Below are 22384 nucleotides of genomic sequence, written 5' to 3' on the forward strand. Positions count from 1 at the left end.
TCTGCCCGCTGGCACACTCGCCATATGCTCAAATTGTTAGCATTGTATTATCATTAAATGTGTTTAATGAAGACAGGCATCAGATGGTGCCGCGAGGAATGCCATGATCGCCATGCTTGAAGCTCACCGTGCCGGCCTGTTGGGCCGGCAGCACTGGCTGCGCAATCTGGTGGCCGGCATCATCGTCGGCGTGGTGGCCTTGCCGCTGGCCATGGCATTTGCAATCGCCAGCGGCGCCAAGCCCGAGCAAGGGCTGTATACCGCCATCGTGGCCGGGCTGGTGGTGTCGCTGTGTGGCGGCAGCCGGCTGCAGATTGCCGGGCCGACCGGCGCCTTTATCGTCATCCTGTCCGGCATCACCGCGCGCTATGGCATGGCCGGGCTGCAACTGGCGACCCTGATGGCCGGCGCCATGCTGCTGCTGTTCGGGCTGGCGCGGCTGGGCACCGTGATCAAGTTCATTCCCGACCCGGTCGTCGTCGGCTTTACCAGCGGCATAGCCGTCATCATCTGGGTGGGGCAATGGAAGGATTTCTTCGGCCTGCCTGCAGTCAGCGGTGCCCATTTCCACGAGAAGCTATGGCAGTTGCTGCAGGCCTTGCCGCATTGGCACCCCGCCACCACGGGCGTAGCGCTGCTGGCGCTGCTGATCACCCTGCTGGCACCGCGCGTGCGGCTGCTGCAACGCGTGCCGGGGCCGCTGCTGGCCTTGCTGGCAGCCACCACACTGCAGGCCGTGTTTGAATTCCATGGCGTGGCCACCATAGGCAGCGCATTTGGCGGCATACCACGTGGCCTGCCACCGCTGACCCTGCCGGAAATCAGCTTGTCCGCCGTCATCACCCTGATCGGGCCGGCCTTCACCATCGCCATGCTGGGCGCCATCGAATCACTGTTGTCTGCGGTGGTGGCCGACGGCATGGCCGGCACGCGTCATGATGCCAATCAGGAGCTGATCGGCCAGGGCATTGCCAATCTGCTGACGCCCCTGTTCGGTGGCTTTGCCGCCACTGGGGCGATTGCGCGCACAGCCACCAATATCCGTAATGGCGGCAGCTCGCCACTGGCCGGCATCGTGCATGCGCTGACCCTGATCGCCATCCTGCTGGTGCTGGCACCGCTGGCAGTGCACATCCCGCTGGCCGCGCTGGCGGCCATCCTGTTTGTGGTGGCATGGAACATGAGCGAGCTGCCACACTTTGCGCAGATGATGCGCCGCGCACCGCGCGCCGATGTGGCAGTGCTGCTGGTGACCTTCACCCTGACCGTGTTTGCCGATCTGGTAGTAGCCGTGAATATCGGCGTCATCCTTGCCATTCTGCAATTCCTGCGCCGCATGGCTGCCAGCGTGGAAGTGGCGCAGCAGGGCGAACCGGAGCTGGCGCAGGAGCTGACCCGGCTTGGGCTGCCCGCGCTGCCGCCGGGCGTGCAGGTCTATGCGGTAGAGGGGCCGTTTTTCTTTGGTGCGGTAGAAAACTTCGAACGCGCGCTGGCCAGCATCCACGCCGACCCGCGCGTGCTGATCCTGCGGCTGAAATGGGTGCCCTTCATCGACATCACCGGCCTGCAGGCGCTGGAGGAAGCAATACACGCGCTGCACAAGCGCGGCGTGCGCGTGATCCTGAGCGGTGCCAACACGCGCGTACAGTCCAAGTTGCAACGTGCAGGCGTGCTCGACCAGATCGGCCAGGAATACTGCGTGGCGGATTTCGAGGCAGCGCTGGCGCTGTGCGCGGCGCAGGTCGCACCACTACCCGTGCATGCTCACGCGTGGCTGGAGGCCAGCAGGCAGTATCTGGCACGGCACGTCCGGCATGCAGCACCTGCCGGACAAGAGAATGACGATGCCTGAGCCGGCACTCGCCTCAGTCTTGCGGCTGGCTCGACCGGCCGGCTGCCTGGGTGGCGTAGCTCACGCCGTGCTCGGCCAGATAGCCACGGATCAACTGCCTGACCACCTGCGAAGGCGTGAGGTCTTGCGAGGCGCACAGATCCTCAAAGGCTTTTTTCTTGGCCGGATCGATCAGCACGGTAAGGCGGGCAGTTTTGTTTTCCATCGGAAGCACAGAGGTGATGTGTTAAGAAAATTATAATTCAATGCACATCCATGGCGATAGATTTTGCCTGATCACCAGTGCAACCCATTACCTACCCCATGCTTCACCACCCGCAAAGGACACCATGAGCACCTTACCACACTGCCCGCAATGCCAATCCAGCTACACCTATGAGGATGGCGAACACTACATCTGCCCCGAATGCGCCCACGAATGGCCCCGCCAGGCTGAAACCGAGCAGGCAGAAGCCGCCCGTGTCGTACGCGACGCCAACGGCAATGTGCTCAATGACGGCGACAGCATCACCGTGATCAAGGATCTGAAGGTCAAAGGCTCATCGCTGGTGGTGAAGGTCGGCACCAAGGTCAAGAACATCCGGCTGGTTGATGGCGACCACGACATCGACTGCAAGATCGATGGCATCGGCGCCATGCAACTCAAATCGGAATTCGTCCGCAAGGCGTAATGCACATGTGCAGGGGCAAAACGCCGGCATCGGCTACAGTGACTCCATGACTGCTCTGCAAGGATGGAATGCCATGAACCGTGCTGCATCTGCTGTTTTGCTGGCCTGCATTGCAGGCCTTGCCCAAGGCGCACCGCTGCTGGAAAAAAACATCTCCCTTGCAGATGCCCAGAAACTTGCTGCCGATGCCGTTGCGCAATGCCAGGCCAAGGGCTGGAATGTCTCGGTCAGCATTGTGGACCGCGCCGGCAACCTGAAAGCATTCGCCAGGGCCGACAATGCCGGCCCGCACACGATTGCCGCCAGTCACGCCAAGGCCTACACATCGGCCTCGGCCAAGGCCCCTACCCAGGCCATGATGGAAAACGCCCAGAAAAACCCGGGAGCCGCCAATCTCACCGACATCCCGGGCTTTCTGCTGCTGGGTGGCGGCCTTCCGCTGAAAATCGGCAACGAGGTTATCGGCGCCATCGGGATAGGCGGTGCACCTGCAGGTCAGCTCGACGAACAATGCGCGCTGGCTACGCTCGAAGCCAATGCAGCCATGTTCAAGTAATCCACGCCAGATGCATTAGGGGGCTGTGCCGATATCCCTGCTATTGCGGCTTGCCCAGCTCGCCAACCAGAAACTCCACCAGTGCCCGGTGGCGGGCAGCCAGATAGCGGTTGGATGGGTACAGCAACCACGCTGCCCCTTGCCATGAGCTGAGCAGGGACCAGTCGGGCAGCACGGTTTCCAGTTGATCGGGGCCCAGCAATTCACGCGGGGTAAAATCCGGCAGGCAGGCAATGCCCAGCCCCTTCAGCGCAGCAGCCAAGCGCATTTCACTGTGATTGCAGCCAAAGCGGCCATTCACCTTGACTGTGCGGCGCTCCTCCCCTTTCACGAATACCCATTGCTTGTCGTCTGCGCGTTCACCCAGATACAGGCAGCTGTGGTTTGCCAGCTCATCGGGGTGTGCAGGACGTCCGTGCCGGTCCAGATAGGTCGGCGAGGCACACAGCACCTGTTTTACCGGGGCAAGCGAGCGCCCGACCATGCCTTGCGGCGGTTGATCAGTCACGCGGATGATCAAGTCGACATCTTCCACATAAGGGTCAACCAGCCGATCGGTCACCAGCAATTGCACATCAATTTCCGGATAGCGCCGCATGAAATCCATCAGCAGCGGTTGCAACACAATGCGGCCAAAGGCCTTTGGCGTGCTCATGGAGATCTTGCCTTGCGGCACGGTTGCAAAGCGATGGCTGACTGACATCACCTCCTGCCCGGCGGTCATCAAAGTCAGGCAATGGGCATAAGCGGTGCGGCCGGCTTCGGTCATGCGCAACTGGCGCGTGGTGCGCACCATCAATTGCACCCCCAAGGCCTTCTCCAGCCGCGCCACCTGCCGGCTGACGGCGGATGGCGTCTGCCCCAGTTGCCGTGCCGCAGCAGAAAAGCCCCCCAGCTCGGCCACCCGGGCAAAAACCACCATCTCGGCCAGCAATAGTTCCGTCGGCATATTTATTCCCTCACGGCACAAGTGTTTGACCATTGGAACGGATTATCACACCCCGGGAACATTAGCAGAATGTGGCTGTTGTTTTGAGAAATACAGGGAAGGAAGACAACGCATGCCAAAATCGAAGCAAATCCGCAGTCTGCAAGATCTTGAGCTGGTAGCGGGCAACTGCCGCCACATTCTGACCATGTTCAGCGGCGGGCTGGACAGCTCGCACGTACTGCACACGCTGGCCCAGGCCGGCTGCCGGGTTACCGCACTTACCGTCGATGTGGGAGATGGCGTCAATCATGATGATCTGGCGCGCATCGCCGCACATTTCGGCGCCTCGCTGCACATTGTCGACGGGCGCGAAATGTTTGCCGAGAAGGCGATACTGCCAGCCATACAGGCACAGGCACGTTACCTTGGCATCTATCCGGTGAGCTCATCGCTGTCGCGCCCTGTCATGGCGCATTACGCAGTGGAAAAAGCACGGCAGCTGGGCTGCGATGCCATCGTGCATACCGCGAATCAGTCACAAAACAGCTTGCGACGCCTGAATGGCGCCATCACCCAACTGGGCTACACCGGCTATTTCGGCTCCCCCTACGAATATTCGGCCATTTCGCGCGCCGAGAAGATCGCGATACTGGCCGCACAGGGGCTGACCCATTTCCAGGCGCGCGGCATCAGCGGCGATGCCAATCTGTGGTGCCGCGAGTTTGAATCAGGCTCGCTCGACAACCCGGAAGCATTCTGGGTGCCCGAGCTACTGTTCGACTGGACCCAAACACCAGCAAGCGGCCTGCCGGACCCACAGCTGTCGATCGAATTCAAGGCAGGCCGGCCCGTGGCGCTCAATGGCCAGGCGCTACCACTGGTCACGCTGATCGAACGCCTTAACCGCCATGCCGGCGCGTTCGGCATCGGCCGCTTCAGCGGGCTGGAGCATCTTGCCGGAGGTCAAAAGGTGCTTGAGGTGCGTGAAGCACCAGCTGCCAGCCTGCTGCTGGAAGCTTATCGGCACCTGGAAACCGCCACGCTTGATGCCGAACTGTTGCGCGAGAAACTCTCGCAAGAGCAACTATGGATACGTGAAGCCGTAGAGGGACGCTGGTACGGCACGCTGCGCAAGGCCGTTGAAGGATTCATTGCCCAAACCACCGAGCGGGTCGATGGCGTCGTGGAATTCAAGCTGCGCCAAGGTGCGGCAGACCTGTGCGGCATCCGCGCCACGCGGCCCATCTATCTGACGGATCGCGACGCATGGGAGCGCGAAACGGCCACCGCAGCAGCCAGCCGCCACCTGGAAATCCACGGCCGCGAACGGCTGAACACCATTACCTTGAGGACTTGAGCATGCCAGCCACCGTGCTTGAACCAGATACCCGCGCCTTGGCGCCTCGTTTTTCGGCCGCAATGCTGGAACGCATCGGCAGTGATTTGCTGCAGTCCGGCTACTGCCATGTTCCGGGGCAGCAGATCCGCCTCGATTGTGCGATTGAACCAGCCAGCTGGCGGCAATTCAGCGACTGCTGGGGTGGCTTGACACTTGATAACTATATGGGTGACGGCGGCACCTACCGCTTCCGCCGCTACGGCGCCATCAATCTGGATGGTCCCGACGCAGCACTCACCCTGCTTCCACACGGCCCATATGAGCAGCCGCGCTATATCAACACGCTCAACGGTGGCAAGGCGCGGCATTTCGACCCAATCGAGGAGCGCTTTGTCGAGCACCCATTCCTGCACTGCCTGCTGCGTTCATTGGCAAGCGTTTTCGACGCGATCCATCCCGGACAAGGTGGTTGGAACATCCGCCTGCACCCGTATCGCATCAGAACCTGGCAAGAGCAACCCGGCTTGCCAACGCCGGAAGGCCTGCACCGTGATGGCGTCGACTACATCGTGACCATGATGGTGCGCCGCCTGAATGTCGAGGGCGCCACCACCGTCGTCACCGACAACGAGGGCGTGCCGCGCTTTCTCACCACGCTGAATGAGCCCATGGAGCTGCTGGTGGCCGACGATACAAGCACCATGCACTCGGTTTCACCGCTGCAATGCAAAGACCCTCTGCAGGAAGCCTATCGCGATGTACTCGTGGTGGCCTTCACTCGCTATTCATCGCTGGAGCAACAATCATGACCAAGCGCACTCATACCCCCGTCTGGATTGCCGAGGCCATGCTGTTGCTGGTCGCCATTGTCTGGGGCACCAGTTATGGCGTGGCCAAGACGGCCATTGCCTTTTACCCCGTACTCGGTTTTCTGGCGATCCGCTTCGGGTTGACTGCAATACTGCTGCTGCCCGCACTGTATAAAACACCGGCACTGCTGAACCGCAGGACAGCGCTGCCGGCACTCGGTCTGGGCTTGATCCTGCTGGCCATTTTCCTGTGTGAAACCTATGGTGTGGCGCATACCACGGCCAGTAATGCTGCATTCCTGATCAGCCTGTGCGTGGTATTCACGCCGCTGGTGGAATGGGCACTGCTGCGCAACCGCCCCAGCCGGCCAGAAATCATCGCGGCCTGTGTCTCATTGTTTGGCGCCTGGTTGCTGACCGGTTATGCCGGGCTTGCCCGGTTTGGCGTGGGCGACCTGCTGATGCTGGCCGCTGCCGTGCTGCGCGCCTTCATGGTCTGTAGCACCAAGCGCGTTACCGCGAAGCAACCGCTGCCCGCACTGTGGCTCACGTTCTGCCAGAGCATCATGGTTTGTCTGGGTGCAGGCATGCTGGCACTGCTGCTCTTGCCATCGCAAACGCTGCACGTGCCCGTCAACCCGGTATTCTGGTGGAGTACGCTGTATCTGGTGGTGATGTGCACCATCTTCGCCTTCTTTGCGCAAAACTACGCGGTGCAGCGCAGCAACCCCACCCGGGTAGCACTGTTGATGGGGTCCGAACCGGTCTTTGGCGCAATTTTTGCAACCGCATGGCTGGGTGAACACCTGTCACCCATGGCGTGGATCGGTGGTTTCCTGATCGTGGCAGCTGCCTTGTGGAATAGTCTGCCAGAGAGCAAGCCTGAAGGAGGTCGCGCTCGTTTCCTCCCTCGCTACAGAAGGTCATGAGCGGCAGGCAGGGATAGCAGCTGTGCATTGTGCTGCTCCTGCTGCCCGGCACGGCCATCGGCACCTTTACGGGCCAGGCAGGTCTCACCGCCCATGCCACGGCGGCCCACTCACATTTTCTTGCCCAAGGCAGTTACGCCCCAAGCGGCCGACCTGCAAGCTCCGGGCTGTTGCAGCAAGCCAAGTGGCTCCCTCGCGATAGCAAGCAATACGGGCCAAGCGCGCTGCCAACACCATGTTGGCAAACATGGGTAACTCGGTCTGCCCGGAACGGCAGCCACAGCCAGCTCAATCGAACGGCCTTGCACATCTAAATGATGTTTATTTTCATTTATGGCTCATTAATTACTCACTCTGGCAAACCGGCATTGGCAATACTGCCTGGATATCAGCAAATAAAAGGCACTCAAAACACACCCATTTCCATTCTGGATTGTACTTACCACCCAGAAAGAATAGCTTTGATTTTCGTGTCAGGAAAATACTGAACCCCGCTCAACCAAGCGATGCCTGACACGGAAATCCATCTTCTTCTCCCTCCGCATCAGCTTCCCTTCCTCTCGCCATCAGGTTCGTTGCCGCTCCAAAGCGGAAGCACGCAACCAGAAGGATCCGCTGCAACCATTGGTTTGATTTCAGAGAAAGAAAGAAACACGACTCATGCTACTTGGTCAAACTTGTGACAATTACCGCCCGGCGGTCGATTTAACCATTTAACACCTCAATTACCGCCGTCCATTCCGACTTTGCTTGTGGTTTTCTGCAATGTGTATTGAATAGCAGTATGCAGGGATTAAAGCGGCTCGCTTGGCCATGCATCACCATCTTCTAATTTTCCGGGGGATTGTCATTGATGCGCAAATGGCATGATCAAGGGTTTACCCTGGTCGAATTGGCAATCGTCCTCACCCTGCTCGGTATCCTGCTGGCAATTGCATTACCCTCTTACGCCAACTTCATCGACCGCCAGCGCTTGCGGGCCGCAGCCGAGACCGTGACAGGGGACTTCAACTGGGCCAAATCGCTGTCGCGCAACCGCAGCAGCACCATTTACACGAGTTTCAGCAGCAGCGGCAGTACCTGGTGCTATGGCTTCAGCGCGAACGCCAGCTGCGATTGCACCACCAGCGGCAGCTGCGAGCTGAAAACCGTACTCAGCAGCGGCACCGATTTCAAGTCGGTCACCGCCAGCAGCAGCACCATCAACGGCAGCAAGCTTGATGCGGTCCGCGGGCTGGTGACCACAGGTGCGGCAAGCATGCAATTGGCTTCCAGCCGGGGCTACACGCTGCAGATGAATCTGTCTGCCATCGGTACTGTCAGCATGTGCTCTCCCGGCCGCGACGACATGGGGTACAAGGCATGCTGAAACGCAAGCATATGGGTGGTTTTACCCTGATGGAGTTCCTTGTCGGCGCTCTGGTCAGCTCCGCCGTGCTGTATTCGATCAGCCTGGCCACCGTCAATAACCTGCGCTCCGCCGGCGTAGAGTCTGACCGCCACAAGCTCAATGCAACGCTGCGTCAGGTACTCGACATCATGACGCGCGACATCGGTCGCTCCGGCTATTGGGCCAACGCAGCCAGTCTGCTCAACAGCAGCAACAGCAATCCATATTCTACGATCACCAACACCGCCAGCTGTGTGTTGTTCAGCTACAACCGCGATACTCCCGTGCCATCCCTGCCACCCGCCGACGACGAGCAGTATGGCTTTGCCTTCACCGGCAACGCTGTATATGCACGAACAGCAGGCACACCCTGGGATTGCAACAACACGACAGCCTGGTCGGCATTGACCGACAGCAACGTCGTGGAGATCACCAGTCTGACCATCACGCGCATGTGGCCGGAAGACACCGCGGCAACGACTGCCAGCGCGACGGAAGACGGTTTGAGCTACACCGTGCACCGCACGGTCAGCGGCAACAGCGTGCTGTGCGTGCGTGAGTACCAGATCAGCCTTTCCGGGCGTCTGAAGAAAAAACCGACCATCACGCAGACTTACCAGGCCACCATCAAGGTGCGCAATGATGAAGTAAAGCGCGGTGTCACTTCAGCGCCGACCTGTGCGTAGGAGAACGGACATGCTCAGAGCACGACAGCAATCCGGTGCAGCCACGCTGCTTGGGGCCATGGTCTCGCTGCTGATCATGACCATCGTGATGTTCTTCATCAGCAACGTCACCATCTCCGACTCCGTCGCGTCGGTTGCCTATGTGCGTGCCGCGCGATCATTCAATGCGGCAGAAGCCGGCGTCGACGCGATCATTGCCCAGCTCAATGCCGACAAGACCAATAATCCGGCCAGCATGACTTACCTGTGCAGCAGCGGTTATGTGAAAAGCAGCAGCGGGACTGCCTGCCAGAACAGCAGCGCCGATGCAGGCAATGCCTATGTGGTTGCGGCTACCTCACTCAGCGACGCTGCCCTGCAATACACGGCCACACTGACCCGGACCAATACCAACGGCCCGATCACCATTGCCAGCACCGGTGGTTTCTCTGGCTGCCTGAGCAGCGGCTGCACCCGGCAGCAGGTGACGACACAGATTGCACTGGCCAAGTTTTTCCCGGCTTCGCCCAGCGATGCCATTTCCACCACCGGCCCGATCAACCTGAATGGCTCCGGCTGCGTGCAGAACACCAGTGGCACCGGGTACGCCATTCGTGCAGGTAGTTCGGTCGGCAGCACCAACAACCTGAACGGCAGCAGCTGCACCGCCAACAACGGCAACGGTACTTTTGGCGCATCGGACGCCTTCGATGCCAACCTGGGCTATATGAGCTCGGTTGCCCCGGCAACCATGCCGGACAACAGCGGCAACAGCTACCCGTACTTCCAGCAAATGTTCGGCCGCACGCCCAACGACGTGTGGGCAGTCAAGGATGGCACGTCCCTGCCCAATGACAGTGACGGCACCGTCACCGCCGGCAAGATCTACTGGCTGACCGGCGCCATCGACCTGCAGGGTGGCGTGTATGGCACCGCCAGTTCGCCAGTCATCATCATCGTCAACGGCTCGCTGACCATGCGCGGCAACACCACCATCAACGGCCTGCTGTTCGTGTGGGGGGCCAGTGACATCAGCGGCAATGTGACGGTCAACGGCTCAATCATGGATGACGGCGCCTTCAACAAGTCCACCGGCAACATGACGGTGATCTACGACCCCAACATCGTCAGCAACGCCAGCAACATCAAGGGCCAGTTCACCAAGACCGCAGGGTCGTGGAAAGACTTCTAGCCTACACGCGGAGTAACCGATCATGGCACATCCACTCATTCCCGGCTTTCAGCGGCCACCTCAGCAACAACGGGGCTTCAGCCTGATCGAAGGCATGATCGCCATGGCCGTCATGACGGTCGGCATACTGGCCATCGGCACCTTCCTCGTCACCATGATGAAGTATGGGTATTCGAGCAAGGAGCGCACCACGGCGCAAATGCTGTCGCAGCAGAAAATCGATGAACTGCGCCGCACCAACTTTGCCGATCTGGCCAGCCTGGCCAGCAACTCGCCACAGGCCATCAACAACACGCAATACACGCGCGCGATCACGGTGACCGATGCAACCGGCTCGCTGGCCACTTTTTACAAGGCGGTCAAGGTCGATACCTCGTGGAAGGACAAGTTCGGCATCACGCAGACCGTGAGCCTGACCACCTATGTGGCCAACAGCATCCTCGGCAACCAGCTCACCCTGCTGACCCCGACTACCAGCAACGGCAGCCCGATGGCCACCCTGCTGAACTGGAGCACCGGCCAGTGGTGGAAGCAGGGTGTGGTGGTGAAGTTCGGCAACAAATACTATATGGCCACGACCACCCACACCGACGCTTATAACCTGGCCACTCCGGATGGCGCAGCCGGCTGGTCGGAAGCCTATTTTGTCAGCGGCACCATGCAATGGACACCGACCGATCTGACCAATCACGGTATTTGTTCGCTGACCATCAGTTCCAGCCAGACACTCAACCGCTGCAGCCCGGACAATCTGTCCGGCTATGGGCTGCTGAACAGCGCCTTCTATTGTGTGGCGTTAAAGAGCAGCACCATCACCTCGGTGACCGGTGCATGCCAGATTGAGGATGGCAACGGCAGTCACCTGGGTTCCTTCAGCAGCAATATCGGGCCGTTTACCGACGCGGTCAGCGGCCAGTTCATCGATATCCGGCAAAGCAGTGGGTCAAGTACGCCGGTGCCGACCGTAACACCGGCGCCGACGAGCACACCAGCCCCGACTGCCACGCCGATACCGGGCGCAACACCGACACCGACTGCAGTGCCGACAGGCACGCCGACGTCCACCCCCACACCGGCAACCACGCCGACACCGACGCCGGCACCGTACTCGGTCAACTTGCAGGTGAACGTGATCAGCAACGGTAACTACAGCTGTAGCATCACGGTGCAAACCGGCACGGGCTCGTGCCTGGTGGGTAGCTACAACGCCAAGAACACCTCGTCGACCACGACCAGTTGCACCATCAGTTCGTCGACGGCGGTTCTGGCGGCCACCTGCGCCAAGAGCAATGCCAGCGGAGGCGGCACCACCACCGTCAACAGTGGCACCGGCACAGGCCAGATCAATATCAGCTTCTGATCGCCCTGCCCCACCCACAGCCCGGCGCGCATGCGCCGGGCTTTTTTCTGCCCGCGCGCACCTCCGGCATGCGGGTCTTGCTGCGTTGCGCAATGCAGGCATCGCCCGCCCTGCGGTTCGGCGCTATCATGCGCGTTGCTTGCTGCCCCTCCATCGCTCCAGCGAGATTGCCATGTCCCACCCCTACGCGTCGTCCAGCTACGGTACCGATCAGGTCGGCCTGATTGCGGGCTTTCGTTTTGCCGCAGGCGAAGCCGGCAGCGAGATCGACTCGCAGCAAGCCATAGAATGGCTGCAACAGCCTGCAAATGCAGATGAATTCATCTGGCTGCACGTCAATCTGGCGCATGTGGCTTGCGAACCCTGGTTGCGCGCGCAGCTGGCCTTGCCGGACGAGTTCTTCGAAGCGCTGCGCGAAGGATCAAGCTCGACCCGCATCGAGCAAACCAACAACGTGCTGCTGGCCGTGGTCAATGATGTGGCCTTCAGCTTTGGCATGGCCTCGTCAGACGTGGCCAGCCTGTGGGGCTGCGCCAACCAGCGTGTGCTGATCACCGCACGCACCAAGCCGCTGCGCTCGGTCGATCAACTGCGCGCAGCCGTCAAGCGCGGCACCCGTTTTCAGACACCGCTGGCCCTGCTGGTGCACCTGCTGCAGGATCAGGCGGATGTGCTGCTGCGCATCGTGCGCGATACCAGCAGCAAGGTGGACAACATCGAAGACCGCCTGCTGGCGCACCGCATCCACGACAACCGGACCGAGCTGGCCGCCATGCGCCGCACGCTGGTGCGCTTGCAGCGGCTGCTGGCGCCCGAGCCGGGCTCGCTGTTCCGCCTGCTCAATCACCCGCCGGCCTGGGTCCAGGAGGCCGATATCCAGGCGCTGCGCGAATCGACCGAAGAATTCTCGCTGGTGCTCAATGACCTGAGCAGCCTGGTCGAGCGTATCAAGCTCTTGCAGGAAGAGCTGGCCGCCCAGCTCAACGAGCAGACCAACCGCACGCTGTTCACACTGACCATGGTGACGGTGCTGGCCTTGCCGATCAACATCGTCGCCGGTTTCTTCGGCATGAACGTCGGTGGCATCCCGCTCTCGCAACACCCGCACGGGTTCTGGGTATTGGTAGCGCTGGTGGCCAGCTTTACCTGGCTGGCCGGCTGGTGGGCATTCCGCAAGCAGCGCCAGTTCGATTAGCACATGCAGATACGCCCCTTCACGGTTGATGACTGTCTGCCTGCGATCGCATTCTGGCAAGGCATGGCCGGCATCACGCTGAATGAATCCGATACACCGGCCGCCATGGCCGCGTTCCTGCAACGCAACCCGGGGCTGAGTCAGATTGCATGTGTCGATGGCCGCATCATCGGTGCCGTGCTGTGCGGCCACAACGGGCGTGCCGGCTCGCTGCACCATCTGGCAGTCGATCCGGCGTGGCGCCGCCGGGGCCTGGGCAGGCAGCTGGTGGAAACCTGTCTGGCCGCGTTGCAGCAGGCCGGCATACCGCGCTGCAATCTCTTCGTTTATAGCGACAACGAGACAGGTAACCGCTTCTGGCTTGAGCAGGGCTGGGATGATCCGAGCAGCTGGAAGGTGCTGCAAAAACGGCTGCTCCAATCGACCGGATGAGGCATCTGCTTACTTCGGCATCGGTGCTGCAAGTGTTCGGGGGCAATCAACAGCCTTGAGACATCAGCTTCGTACGGTGCCGACGCGGCACGCCTGGCGGCATAGCCCGCTGCAGCCCCAAGACGAGCAATAGGGCTTGCTGCACGGCGTTTGTTGATAAACGACTTTTTTCGGACAAATCCGTTTGTCTGAGCAAAACAACCGCCTGTCGATTTCTTCCTGATTGGTGAAAACGATGCAAGCGGCATGGGCATTGCCCTGCGGCCGATTTCGTCATTTTGAAAATGATAGCGCTTTCATAAATCGTTTGACTTTGTGCCGCCTGAAAAACGAACATGGGCGCGCGCATGCTGGATCCAGACAAATGGGCCGACGTCGTCGCCAATGTACAGGCGGCCGAGCGCAATCGGGCACGGTGCTTCTGTCCGGTTAAGACAAAACATAAAGATGGAGTGAGACAACATGAATCGGACCATGAAACTGGCCCGCAACGGCCTGCTGTGCGCCGTGCTGGGTGCAAGCCTGTATGCGATTGCCGCCCCGGCCTGGCAGGAAGGCGTGACCTATACCGCCGGCACCGTCGTTACCTATAACGGCAAGGACTACAAGGCACTGGTTACCCACACTGCCTATGTCGGCACCAACTGGAACCCGGCCTCCACTCCGACACTGTGGGCGGCTACCGGCGGCACCTCGTCCCCCGCTCCGACCCCGGCACCGGCAGCAACCCCGGCGCCGAGCCCGTCCGGCGGCAGCTGCAGCAGCACCACCTGGACGCGCGGCGTGAACTATAGCCTGGGCACCGTGGTGAACTACAACGGCAGCTATTACAAACTGGTCAATACCGGCAGCAATGGCAGCGATGGCACCGATCCGACCATCAGCACCTGGTACTGGCAGCCGACCACCTGCAGCGGCGGCACCAGCCCGACACCGGTACCGACCCCTGCTCCGACCCCCAAGCCCACACCGGCACCGACCCCGACACCGTCCGGCTGCAGCGCCACCGTGTGGACACGCGGCGTGAACTACAGCCTGGGCACCGTGGTGAACTACAACGGCAGCTATTACAAGCTGGTCAATACCGGCAGCAACGGCAGCGATGGCACCGACCCGACCATCAGCACCTGGTACTGGCAACCGACCACCTGCAGTGGCGGCACCAGCCCGACCCCGACACCGGGCACCGGCGGGGGCAGCTTCATCGTGTCCGAAGCCACCTTCAATCAGATGTTCCCCAACCGCAATCCGTTCTACACCTACCAGGGTCTGGTTACCGCACTGAGCGCTTACCCGGCCTTTGCCAACACCGGTGGCACCACGGTATCCAAGCAGGAGGCTGCTGCCTTCCTCGCCAACGTCGATCAGGAAACCGGCGCGCTGCAGTACATCCGCGAGATCAACACCAACAACTGGCCGCTGTACTGCTCGTCGGGCAATTGCGGCGGCAAGCAGTACTACGGCCGTGGCCCGATGCAGTTAAGCTGGGACTACAACTACTCGGCAGCCGGCGCGGCGCTGGGCATTGATCTGCTCAACAACCCGGATCTGGTCGCCACCGATTCGGCCATCGCCTGGAAAACCGCCATCTGGTACTGGATGACCCAACGCGGCCAGACTGCACGTACCCCCCACGATGCCATGATCAGCGGCGCCGGCTTTGGCGAGACCATCCGCGCCATCAACGGCGGCATCGAGTGCAACCAGGCAGGCGGCACCTTGGGTAATCAGGAAATGAACAACCGGGTGAACTTTTACATCACCTTCACCAACCTGCTGGGCGTTACTGCAGGCACCAATCTGGGCTGCTGATCTCGGCGACCAGACAGCAAAAAGGCCCGCGCTTGCGGGCCTTTTTGCTTGCTGCATGCATACCGCGATGAATCAGGCCGGCTTTTTGGTCTTGGCCGGCTTGTCGCTTTCCGGCTCGGCCGCCGGGCGACCGGTCTTGATGGTTTCGATCTGACCCAGCAGCGTCTTGAACGCGGCATCGGGCAGCGCCTGCAGCGCATGCAGGCCGGCACGCAGCAGCTCGCTCTTCTTGATGCCCAGGCCTTGCGTCAGCGCGCGCTTCTTCAGCGCGTCGATCTTGTCGTAGTCCGACTCGGGCATGGTGAAGCTGTCGCGTACCACTTTGGCCTTCTTCTTTTTCTTGCCGTTGTCAGCTGCGGCGGTTGCGGCGGCCTTGTCGGCCACGGCCAGCGGTTTGGCCTGCTTGGGTGCCTTGGCCGGTTTTTCTGCAGCGACGCTGGCAGGCTTGGCCGGGGCTGGCTTTGCCGCCACAGGCTTGGGCGTTGCCGCCGGTTTGGCCGCTGCCGGCTTGGGCGCAGCAGCTGGTGCTGCCTTCACTGCAGCCGGCTTGCTGGCTGCGGGTTTTGCGGCAACCGGTTTGCCGCTTGCGGGCTTGGCGGCGGCCGGCTTTACGGCAGGTTTGGCTGCCGGAGTGCTGGCGACCGCTTTGGCGGCAGCTGGCTTGGCCACAGCTGGCTTGGCCACAGCCGGCTTGGCTGCTGCGGGGGTAGCTGCGGTTGCTGCGGGTTTGGCAGTAGCTGCCGGTTTGCTGGTTTTGGTCATGGTAGCGCTCCCGAGTCTGAAAACAAAAACAGTGTATACCGTTTATACTATTCACACTGAAAAACGACTTTGGCAATTTGTCATACGGTACCGCATGTGGCGCTGGGGTGGCTATGCTGATATCGGGCATTCCGCCCGCAGGGAGGCATATGGAAGCACGCATGATCACCACGGCGCTTGAGTTGCCGGGTTACCGTATCGTTACCAACGTGGGTGTGGTGCGCGGCATCGTCGTACGCTCGCGTTCCATCGTCGGCTCGTTCTTCGGCGGGCTGCAAACGCTGCTGGGCGGCAACATCACCATCTATGCCAATCTGTGTGAGCAGGCGCGGCTGGATGCCTACGAGCTGATGTGCCGGCACGCCCGCAACAACGGCGCCAATGCCATTGTGGGCATGCGCTATGACGCAACCGAAATCATGCCCGGCGTAACCGAGGTGCTGTGCTATGGCACCGCCGTCACCGTCAAGCCGGAGCAAGCATGAAAACCTGCCTGACGCTCGGCCTGCTGGGCTTGCTGTGCGGCATCGCGCTGGGTTTGCTGCAGCTGTGGTTTGCCCTTTTTGCACCGGCGGTGTTTGCCAAGCTGATCATCACGCTGGGCGTGCTCAGCGCGGTGCTGTTGCTGGTGTGGTACTTCGTGCGCGAACACCGGCAGGATCAGGCCAATCGTGATGGACAGCGGCTGAACTGAGCATTGCAACCTGCTCTCTTACCGAAAACAGAAAGTAAAAAAAGAAAACAACAAGGTAACACCCGGGTTACTCAGCATCTATATTGAACCTAGCGGAAATGTTCGAGTTCAATCATGGAACGGCACTTGCTCCTTGTCGACGATGAGGCAAACGTACTGTCGGCGCTGAAACGGGCGCTGCGCCGTGATGGCTATACCATACATACGGCCGACAGCGGTGCCCAGGGGCTGGACCTGGTACGCGATTGGCCGATTGCCGTGGTGATTTCCGACCAGCGCATGCCCTATATGACCGGGTCGGAGTTTCTTGCCCACGCGCGCCAGATCCGCCCACACTCGATACGCATCATGCTGTCCGGCTTCAGTGAAGTGCAATCACTGGCCGATGCCATCAATGAGGGCGCCGCCTGGAAATTCCTGTTCAAGCCTTGGGAGGATGATCAGCTGCGGGCACAAGTACGTGCTGCCTTTGAACATTACGAGCTGGACGAGACCAATCGCAGCCTGAATGCCGCACTGCAGTTGGCTGGCGAAGAAATGGCCCGGCTGAACGAGATCATGACTCAGCGTTTCGATCAGGCCAGTACGGATCTGCTGCGCGAGCGCACTGAACTGATTGCACGCTGGCAATACCTGCCTCTGGCGGCTGTCAAGCTTGATGCCCAGGGCCATGTCGAGACCAGCAATGCACGCGCCGGCAACCTGCCCCCAGGTAGCCTGCTGGTCAATGACTGGCAGCGACTGGCAGCGACGACACAGGGCCATCATCCACAACTCGGACAATACTGGCTGCAGCCACCTCAGCCGCCCGAACTCGCGTACTACCTGCTGCTCTACGATATGGACATCGGATGATGTCAGGCATGCAACTGTCCGAGGATGTGCTGTGCGCGCTGCCCTTTGCCATATGGCACAAGGACGGCACGCTTCGTTATGTCTGGGCCAATCCCGAGTGGCAGCGCTTCCTGGGATTGACCGAGGGCGATTGCCATGGCCGGCTTGATCGCGACATGCTGCCGCGCCGCATGGCAGATTTGCTGGAAATCGGCGATCTGCGTGCGATCAGCCATGGTACGAGCAGCGAGGAAATTACCCTGATCAACCACGATCAGATGGAGCGAACGCTGCGGCTGCATCGCATGCCTCACTTTGATGCCCGGCACCAGCTGACAGGGCTGACCATTATTGCCACCGACACGACCTATCAGCAGTTGCTCTCTCAACAACTGGAAATGCTGATGCGGGAAATGGACGCCCAGCGTCAGGCACTGCATCAGCATGCCCTGGTCACCATCACGCGGGCCGATGGCCGCTACCTGTATGCCAGCGAACCGTTTTGCCGGCTTACCGGCTATGCGCAACAAGAACTGCTGGGTAGCTCGCGTCACCAGCTCGATTTTGTGCCAAACGACTTTGACCAGCGGCTGCAAACACTGCATTTTGTTGAGGCCATCCGCTTCGAATTCCACGGGCATGCCAAGGACGGCAGCGACTTCTGGCTGCAATCGCTGCTGGTGCCCATGGCCAATAAAGGCACAGGGGAACGCAGCTACTTCGAGATCAGCACCGACATTACCAGCATCAAGCAGCGTGAGGAATCGCTGGAATCCGAAGTGCATCGCCGCACAGAGGAATTGAGCCGCATGAATGCGGTGCTTGCAATGGACGTTGATGTACGCGAGCAAGTCGAGGCCGATCTACGCCATCAGCACGCCTTGGTACAAAGCATGCTGGCCTCGCTAACTGAAGAAATATTGCTGCTGTCCGGCAAGGGGCTGCTGCTGCAAACGAACCTGCCGTGGGATAATTTTGCCGGACAAGCCGCAGTGGACCAGACCTTGCATGCCGCCGTTGCCGGCGACAACTTCATAGACTATCTGCGCAGTCTGAGTCATCCGCTCTATCACGCGCTGGCAGATCGTTTGCAGGACATTCTGGCCGGAGCCATCAACAGCCACGAGATGCGGTACAGCGAAGCTTCACGACAGGGAGAACGCCACTTTGCCCTGACCGCCAGCGCCTGGATAGGCGAGGAACGTGGGATCATCATCACCGAACGTGACGTTACCGACGCACAGCAGAACGCGATTGCACTCGAAAAGCGCAACACCGAACTGCTGGCACTCAACGAGCAGCTACGTGATGTGCAGCACCAGTTGCTGCAATCGGAAAAAATGGCCTCCATCGGCCAGCTGGCTGCCGGGATCGCGCACGAGATCAACAACCCGATCGGTTATGTCAACTCCAACCTGGGCGCGCTTGAACGGTATCTGACCGATCTGATCGGGCTGGTTGACGAATACGAGCGCGGCCTAACCGCCCTCGATCATGCGCCGCTGCATGATCGCATCGCAAAAGCACGCCGGGCAATCGATTACGAGTTCATGCGCACCGACATCGACGCCTTGCTGAGCGAATCGAAAGAAGGCATCTCGAGGGTCAAGCGCATCGTGCAGGATCTGAAGGATTTCTCTCGCGTAGATTCCACACAGGAATGGGGCATGGCCGATCTCCATGCAGCAATCGACAGCACGCTCAACATCGTCAACAACGAGCTCAAATACAAAGCCAGCATCATCAAGGAATACGACCCGTTGCCCGAGGTCGAATGCGTGATCTCGCAACTCAACCAGGTTTTTCTGAACATGCTGGTCAATGCCGGCCATGCCATCGAGCATCATGGCTGCATTACCATACGGACCCGCCACGACGATGGTCAGGTTTGCATCAGCTTCATTGATACTGGCAAGGGCATCCCGGCGGAATTGCTCAATCGCATTTTTGACCCGTTTTTCACCACCAAGCCAGTGGGTCAGGGCACAGGCTTGGGACTGTCACTCTCCTATGGCATCGTGCAAAAGCACCACGGCCGGATAGCAGTGAACAGCACACCTGGCAAAGGCACCACGTTTGATATCTGGCTGCCCATACTGCAGCCGATCCGGTCGGGGGAACGCATCGACCTTATGCCGGAGTTCCCAACGTGACCGATCTCGACCTTGATGCCCTGCTGGCTGGCGACGATGACACAGCGCCATTTACCGTGCTGTGTGTTGATGATGAGAGCAATATCCTTGCTGCTTTGCGACGGCTGTTTCGCGGCGCGGGCTATCGCGTGCTGGTTGCCGAAGGTGGGGCCGCGGCCTTGCAGCAACTGGAGCAGGAACATATCGACCTGGTGATTTCCGATATGCGCATGCCCGGCATGAGTGGCGCCGATTTCCTCACCGAGGTACGAGCACGGTGGCCCGACGTGGTGCGCATCCTGCTCACCGGCTATGCCGACATGCAATCGACAATACAGGCCATCAACCAGGCCAATATCAGCCGCTATATCGCCAAGCCCTGGGAGGACGACGAAGTGCTGACCGTCGTGCGCGAAGCATTGTCAGTGAAGCGGCTGGAACGAGAAAAGGCCAGGCTGGATGGCGTGGTCCTGCGCCAGAACGCCGAGTTGAAGCGACTGAACAGCTCTCTGGAGGACAAGGTACGTGCGCGCACCGCCGAACTGGAAATGGCGATGCAGGACGCCACCAACGCACATGACAAACTGAAAAAGACCTTCATCACGCTGATCCGGGTGTTTTCATCGCTGATCGAAATGCGCGCCGGCAAGCTGGCCGGCTTGTCGCGCGGCATCGCCGATCTGGCGCGGCAGATCGCCACGCGACTCGAACTGCCCGAAAACGACAGGCAGGATATCTTCATTGCCGGGTTGCTGCACGGCATCGGCAAGATCGGTTTGCCTGACACGCTGTTGGGCAAGCCGTTCGCACAGCAGACCCTGGAAGAGCGCAATACCTATGGCAAATACCCGATCAAGGGGCAAGCTGCGCTGATGGCGCTGGAGCAACTGCAGAACCCGGCCCGCCTGATCCGCAACCAGCACGAACGCTTCGACGGTTTGGGCTTCCCCGACCGGCTGGCAGGCATGCAGATACCCATGGGCGCGCGTATTCTGGGGCTGGCCAACGACTACGAGAACATGCAAGCCGGCATGATCACCGGTAAGCCCATGTCGCGCACCGAAGCGATCCACAACATCGAATCCGGCCGCAACAAGCGCTATGACCCCGATGTGCTTGATGCCTTCCTGGCCATCGTCGGCACGGCCGAAGTCGTCAACCCGCGCGAACGCGAGGTGCGCAGCCGCGAACTGGAGGCGGGTATGGTGCTGGCACGCGATCTGATCGCCGCCGGTGTAATGCTGCTGGCCAAAGATTACATGCTGGATCAGCGGCTGATCGGGCAGATCCGGCATTTCGAAGAAACGGACGGCACAGCGCTGAAAATCTTCATTCAGGTGAAATGAGATGGCCACCTTGCTCCTCGTTGATGACGAACCCAACATTCTCTCCGCCTTGCGCCGCGTGCTGCTGGCCCGTGACGATTTTGGCGATGCGCCCGACTATCAGATACACCTGTTCACCTCGCCACAAGAAGCACTGCAGGCCAGTGAGCATGAACACTTCGATCTGGTACTGTCCGACTACCGGATGCCCGAAATGAGCGGTGTGGCTTTCCTGACCGATTTTCGCTATCTGCAGCCCGACTGCATACGCATCATCCTGTCCGGCATGACCGACCTGCAGGGTTTGATCGCAGCGATCAACGAAGTGGAAATTTATCGTTTCTTGCCCAAGCCCTGGAATGACTTCGAGTTGCGCTCGACCATAGCCGGGGCGCTGCGTTATCAGCACCTTCTGCTGGAGAACCAGCGCATGGCTGATGAATTGCGCACCATGCGCGAGCAGTCCACGCGCCAGGAAGATGAATTGCGCAGACTGGAAGCTGAAATGCCCGGCATCACCAAAGTCCGCTGGGGCCCGGATGGCTCGGTGCTGCTCTGAGCGCCTGCCATACCTCCTCGGCCGTCATTCGTGGCTAAGCCGGTGAGCAAAGCCCAGCGCAAAAACCGGAGTTCATGTGGTGGGGTGAGGATTTTGAGCAACGCTGAGGCCCGATCAGCCTCTCGCCACCAGTCAGCAGGCAAGCACTGATGGCCGATTCAGCGCTTGAGTTCGACCACGAGCCGATAATAGTCACTGCGAAAGTATGAATGCGTGAGCTCGATGGGCTGACCACGCAACTCATACCCAACCCGGGTCAGATGCAGGATCGGGCTGCCGGGCGTGAACCCGGTGATCTTGGACATCATGTCGCTGACCACCATTGCCTCGATATGCTGGGTCGCCGTAGCCACCGCAATATCCTTGGTGCGCAGGTACTCATACAGTGAATCGTCCACCAACTGCGGATCCGGTACGATGGAGTCGGGCAATGAGGTCATTTCAAGGGCCACGACTGCGGTACCAGCCAATCGCAACCGGTCAAGTTTGGCGACCTGCTTGGTCACCGGTACGTCCAGCCAGAGGATTTCCTCATCGTTCGGTGTCGCCATGCGCCGCGCCAGCCAGCGAGAACCGGCCTCGAACCCACGCTGCCGGAGCATGGTGCTCAAATTGGTCAGCTTGTCGAGTGGCTGGTCGATCTTGGGCGTAATCCGGTACGCCCCATCTTGATTTGCAACCTGCCCATCACGAGTCAGGCTGACCAAGGCCAGTCGGGCTTGGTCAATATCAACCCCGCTGTAATCGGCCAGCAATTCAACCGACGGCAACACCTCTTCAGGCCGCCAGAACCCGGCCATGATGGCTGATGACAATCGCTGCTTGAGGAGCAGATAGTCCGGGATGCCCTCGCGATGCTCGATATGCAAAGCAACAAACTTGCCGTTCATGCCATTCTCCGCCGTCAAAAAGGGCGACGGCCAACGGCCATCGTGCCCCCTCTGC

24 protein-coding genes are annotated in these 22384 nt (G+C 60.2%); 19 read left to right on the plus strand and 5 right to left on the minus strand.

The genetic code is table 11. From position 1 onward, the window contains the following. The first annotated feature begins 112 nt into the window (after positions 1-112). Positions 113-1852 (plus strand): SulP family inorganic anion transporter, encoded by a 1740-nt coding sequence (locus B9A19_RS07205; protein WP_245804300.1) that lies wholly within the window; start codon positions 113-115, stop codon positions 1850-1852. A gap of 13 nt (positions 1853-1865) precedes the next feature. On the opposite strand, the gene B9A19_RS07210 is transcribed toward B9A19_RS07205, so the two are convergent. Continuing rightward, positions 1866-2057 (minus strand): ribbon-helix-helix protein, encoded by a 192-nt coding sequence (locus B9A19_RS07210; RefSeq protein WP_084090111.1) that lies wholly within the window; start codon positions 2055-2057, stop codon positions 1866-1868. Between the two features lie 124 nt (positions 2058-2181). Here B9A19_RS07210 and B9A19_RS07215 point away from each other — a divergent pair, with 124 nt between their 5' ends. Further along, positions 2182-2523, plus strand: a complete 342-nt coding sequence (locus tag B9A19_RS07215; RefSeq protein ID WP_084090112.1) for a zinc ribbon domain-containing protein YjdM — start codon at positions 2182-2184, stop codon at positions 2521-2523. Between the two features lie 73 nt (positions 2524-2596). Further along, complete coding sequence (locus B9A19_RS07220; protein ID WP_084090113.1) at positions 2597-3079, plus strand: GlcG/HbpS family heme-binding protein; 483 nt, start codon at positions 2597-2599, stop codon at positions 3077-3079. Positions 3080-3119: 40 nt separating this feature from the next. Here the strand turns inward: B9A19_RS07220 and B9A19_RS07225 are convergent, their stop codons facing one another. Next, positions 3120-4028: a LysR family transcriptional regulator gene (locus B9A19_RS07225; protein WP_217807007.1), complete on the minus strand. Its 909-nt coding sequence runs from the start codon at positions 4026-4028 to the stop codon at positions 3120-3122. 112 nt (positions 4029-4140) lie between these two features. Between B9A19_RS07225 and B9A19_RS07230 the strand changes: the two genes are divergently transcribed. From B9A19_RS07230 to B9A19_RS07270, 9 genes are all read left to right on the plus strand, one after another. Continuing rightward, the gene (locus tag B9A19_RS07230) at positions 4141-5367 is read left to right on the plus strand and encodes an argininosuccinate synthase-related protein (RefSeq protein ID WP_084090114.1); all 1227 of its coding nucleotides are present in this window, start codon (positions 4141-4143) and stop codon (positions 5365-5367) included. Positions 5368-5369: 2 nt separating this feature from the next. Then, on the plus strand, positions 5370-6158 hold the full coding sequence (locus B9A19_RS07235; RefSeq protein ID WP_084090115.1) for a 2OG-Fe dioxygenase family protein: 789 nt from the start codon (positions 5370-5372) through the stop codon (positions 6156-6158). Further along, a complete protein-coding gene (locus B9A19_RS07240) occupies positions 6155-7087 on the plus strand; it encodes a DMT family transporter (RefSeq protein WP_084090116.1) in 933 nt (310 codons plus the stop codon). The genes B9A19_RS07235 and B9A19_RS07240 overlap by 4 nt, the downstream gene beginning before the upstream one ends. An 853-nt stretch (positions 7088-7940) precedes the next feature. Beyond that, positions 7941-8456, plus strand: a complete 516-nt coding sequence (locus tag B9A19_RS07245) for a GspH/FimT family pseudopilin (RefSeq protein WP_084090117.1) — start codon at positions 7941-7943, stop codon at positions 8454-8456. Continuing rightward, complete coding sequence (locus tag B9A19_RS07250) at positions 8450-9163, plus strand: PilW family protein (RefSeq protein WP_139798705.1); 714 nt, start codon at positions 8450-8452, stop codon at positions 9161-9163. Before B9A19_RS07245 ends, B9A19_RS07250 begins: the two co-directional genes overlap by 7 nt. A 10-nt stretch (positions 9164-9173) precedes the next feature. Continuing rightward, positions 9174-10334, plus strand: a complete 1161-nt coding sequence (locus B9A19_RS07255) for a hypothetical protein (RefSeq protein WP_139798706.1) — start codon at positions 9174-9176, stop codon at positions 10332-10334. A gap of 22 nt (positions 10335-10356) precedes the next feature. Then, positions 10357-11694 carry a type IV pilus modification PilV family protein gene (locus B9A19_RS07260; RefSeq protein ID WP_084090120.1) on the plus strand — a complete coding sequence of 446 codons (1338 nt, stop codon included), beginning with the start codon at positions 10357-10359 and terminating at the stop codon, positions 11692-11694. A 172-nt stretch (positions 11695-11866) separates the two neighbouring features. Further along, entirely contained in the window at positions 11867-12889 is a 1023-nt protein-coding gene (locus B9A19_RS07265) for a transporter (protein ID WP_084090240.1), read from the plus strand. Positions 12890-12892: 3 nt separating this feature from the next. After that, positions 12893-13321 carry a GNAT family N-acetyltransferase gene (locus B9A19_RS07270; RefSeq protein WP_084090121.1) on the plus strand — a complete coding sequence of 143 codons (429 nt, stop codon included), beginning with the start codon at positions 12893-12895 and terminating at the stop codon, positions 13319-13321. A gap of 46 nt (positions 13322-13367) precedes the next feature. On the opposite strand, the gene B9A19_RS22055 is transcribed toward B9A19_RS07270, so the two are convergent. Beyond that, positions 13368-13670, minus strand: coding sequence for a hypothetical protein (locus B9A19_RS22055; RefSeq protein WP_139798707.1), 303 nt, complete (start codon positions 13668-13670; stop codon positions 13368-13370). A 113-nt stretch (positions 13671-13783) separates the two neighbouring features. On the opposite strand from B9A19_RS22055, the gene B9A19_RS07275 reads away from it, so the two are divergent. Beyond that, a complete protein-coding gene (locus B9A19_RS07275; protein WP_084090122.1) occupies positions 13784-15133 on the plus strand; it encodes a glycoside hydrolase family 19 protein in 1350 nt (449 codons plus the stop codon). A gap of 72 nt (positions 15134-15205) precedes the next feature. Here the strand turns inward: B9A19_RS07275 and B9A19_RS23260 are convergent, their stop codons facing one another. Beyond that, a complete protein-coding gene (locus B9A19_RS23260) occupies positions 15206-15895 on the minus strand; it encodes a hypothetical protein (RefSeq protein WP_084090123.1) in 690 nt (229 codons plus the stop codon). A gap of 149 nt (positions 15896-16044) precedes the next feature. On the opposite strand from B9A19_RS23260, the gene B9A19_RS07285 reads away from it, so the two are divergent. From B9A19_RS07285 to B9A19_RS07310, 6 genes are all read left to right on the plus strand, one after another. Continuing rightward, positions 16045-16380: a YbjQ family protein gene (locus B9A19_RS07285; RefSeq protein WP_084090124.1), complete on the plus strand. Its 336-nt coding sequence runs from the start codon at positions 16045-16047 to the stop codon at positions 16378-16380. Next, positions 16377-16589: a hypothetical protein gene (locus tag B9A19_RS07290; RefSeq protein WP_084090125.1), complete on the plus strand. Its 213-nt coding sequence runs from the start codon at positions 16377-16379 to the stop codon at positions 16587-16589. Before B9A19_RS07285 ends, B9A19_RS07290 begins: the two co-directional genes overlap by 4 nt. 114 nt (positions 16590-16703) lie before the next feature. Beyond that, complete coding sequence (locus B9A19_RS07295) at positions 16704-17444, plus strand: response regulator (RefSeq protein WP_084090126.1); 741 nt, start codon at positions 16704-16706, stop codon at positions 17442-17444. A gap of 8 nt (positions 17445-17452) precedes the next feature. After that, complete coding sequence (locus B9A19_RS07300) at positions 17453-19576, plus strand: PAS domain-containing sensor histidine kinase (protein ID WP_176216830.1); 2124 nt, start codon at positions 17453-17455, stop codon at positions 19574-19576. Further along, positions 19573-20901: a response regulator c-di-GMP phosphodiesterase, NosR family gene (nosR, locus tag B9A19_RS07305; RefSeq protein ID WP_084090128.1), complete on the plus strand. Its 1329-nt coding sequence runs from the start codon at positions 19573-19575 to the stop codon at positions 20899-20901. The genes B9A19_RS07300 and nosR overlap by 4 nt, the downstream gene beginning before the upstream one ends. A gap of 1 nt (position 20902) precedes the next feature. Then, positions 20903-21439 (plus strand): response regulator, encoded by a 537-nt coding sequence (locus B9A19_RS07310; RefSeq protein WP_084090129.1) that lies wholly within the window; start codon positions 20903-20905, stop codon positions 21437-21439. A gap of 158 nt (positions 21440-21597) precedes the next feature. On the opposite strand, the gene B9A19_RS07315 is transcribed toward B9A19_RS07310, so the two are convergent. Next, on the minus strand, positions 21598-22329 hold the full coding sequence (locus B9A19_RS07315) for a GntR family transcriptional regulator (protein WP_176216831.1): 732 nt from the start codon (positions 22327-22329) through the stop codon (positions 21598-21600). Between the last annotated feature and the right edge of the window lie 55 nt (positions 22330-22384).

Source organism: Andreprevotia lacus DSM 23236, from assembly GCF_900176275.1.
In the GTDB taxonomy this organism is placed as follows: domain Bacteria; phylum Pseudomonadota; class Gammaproteobacteria; order Burkholderiales; family Chitinibacteraceae; genus Andreprevotia; species Andreprevotia lacus.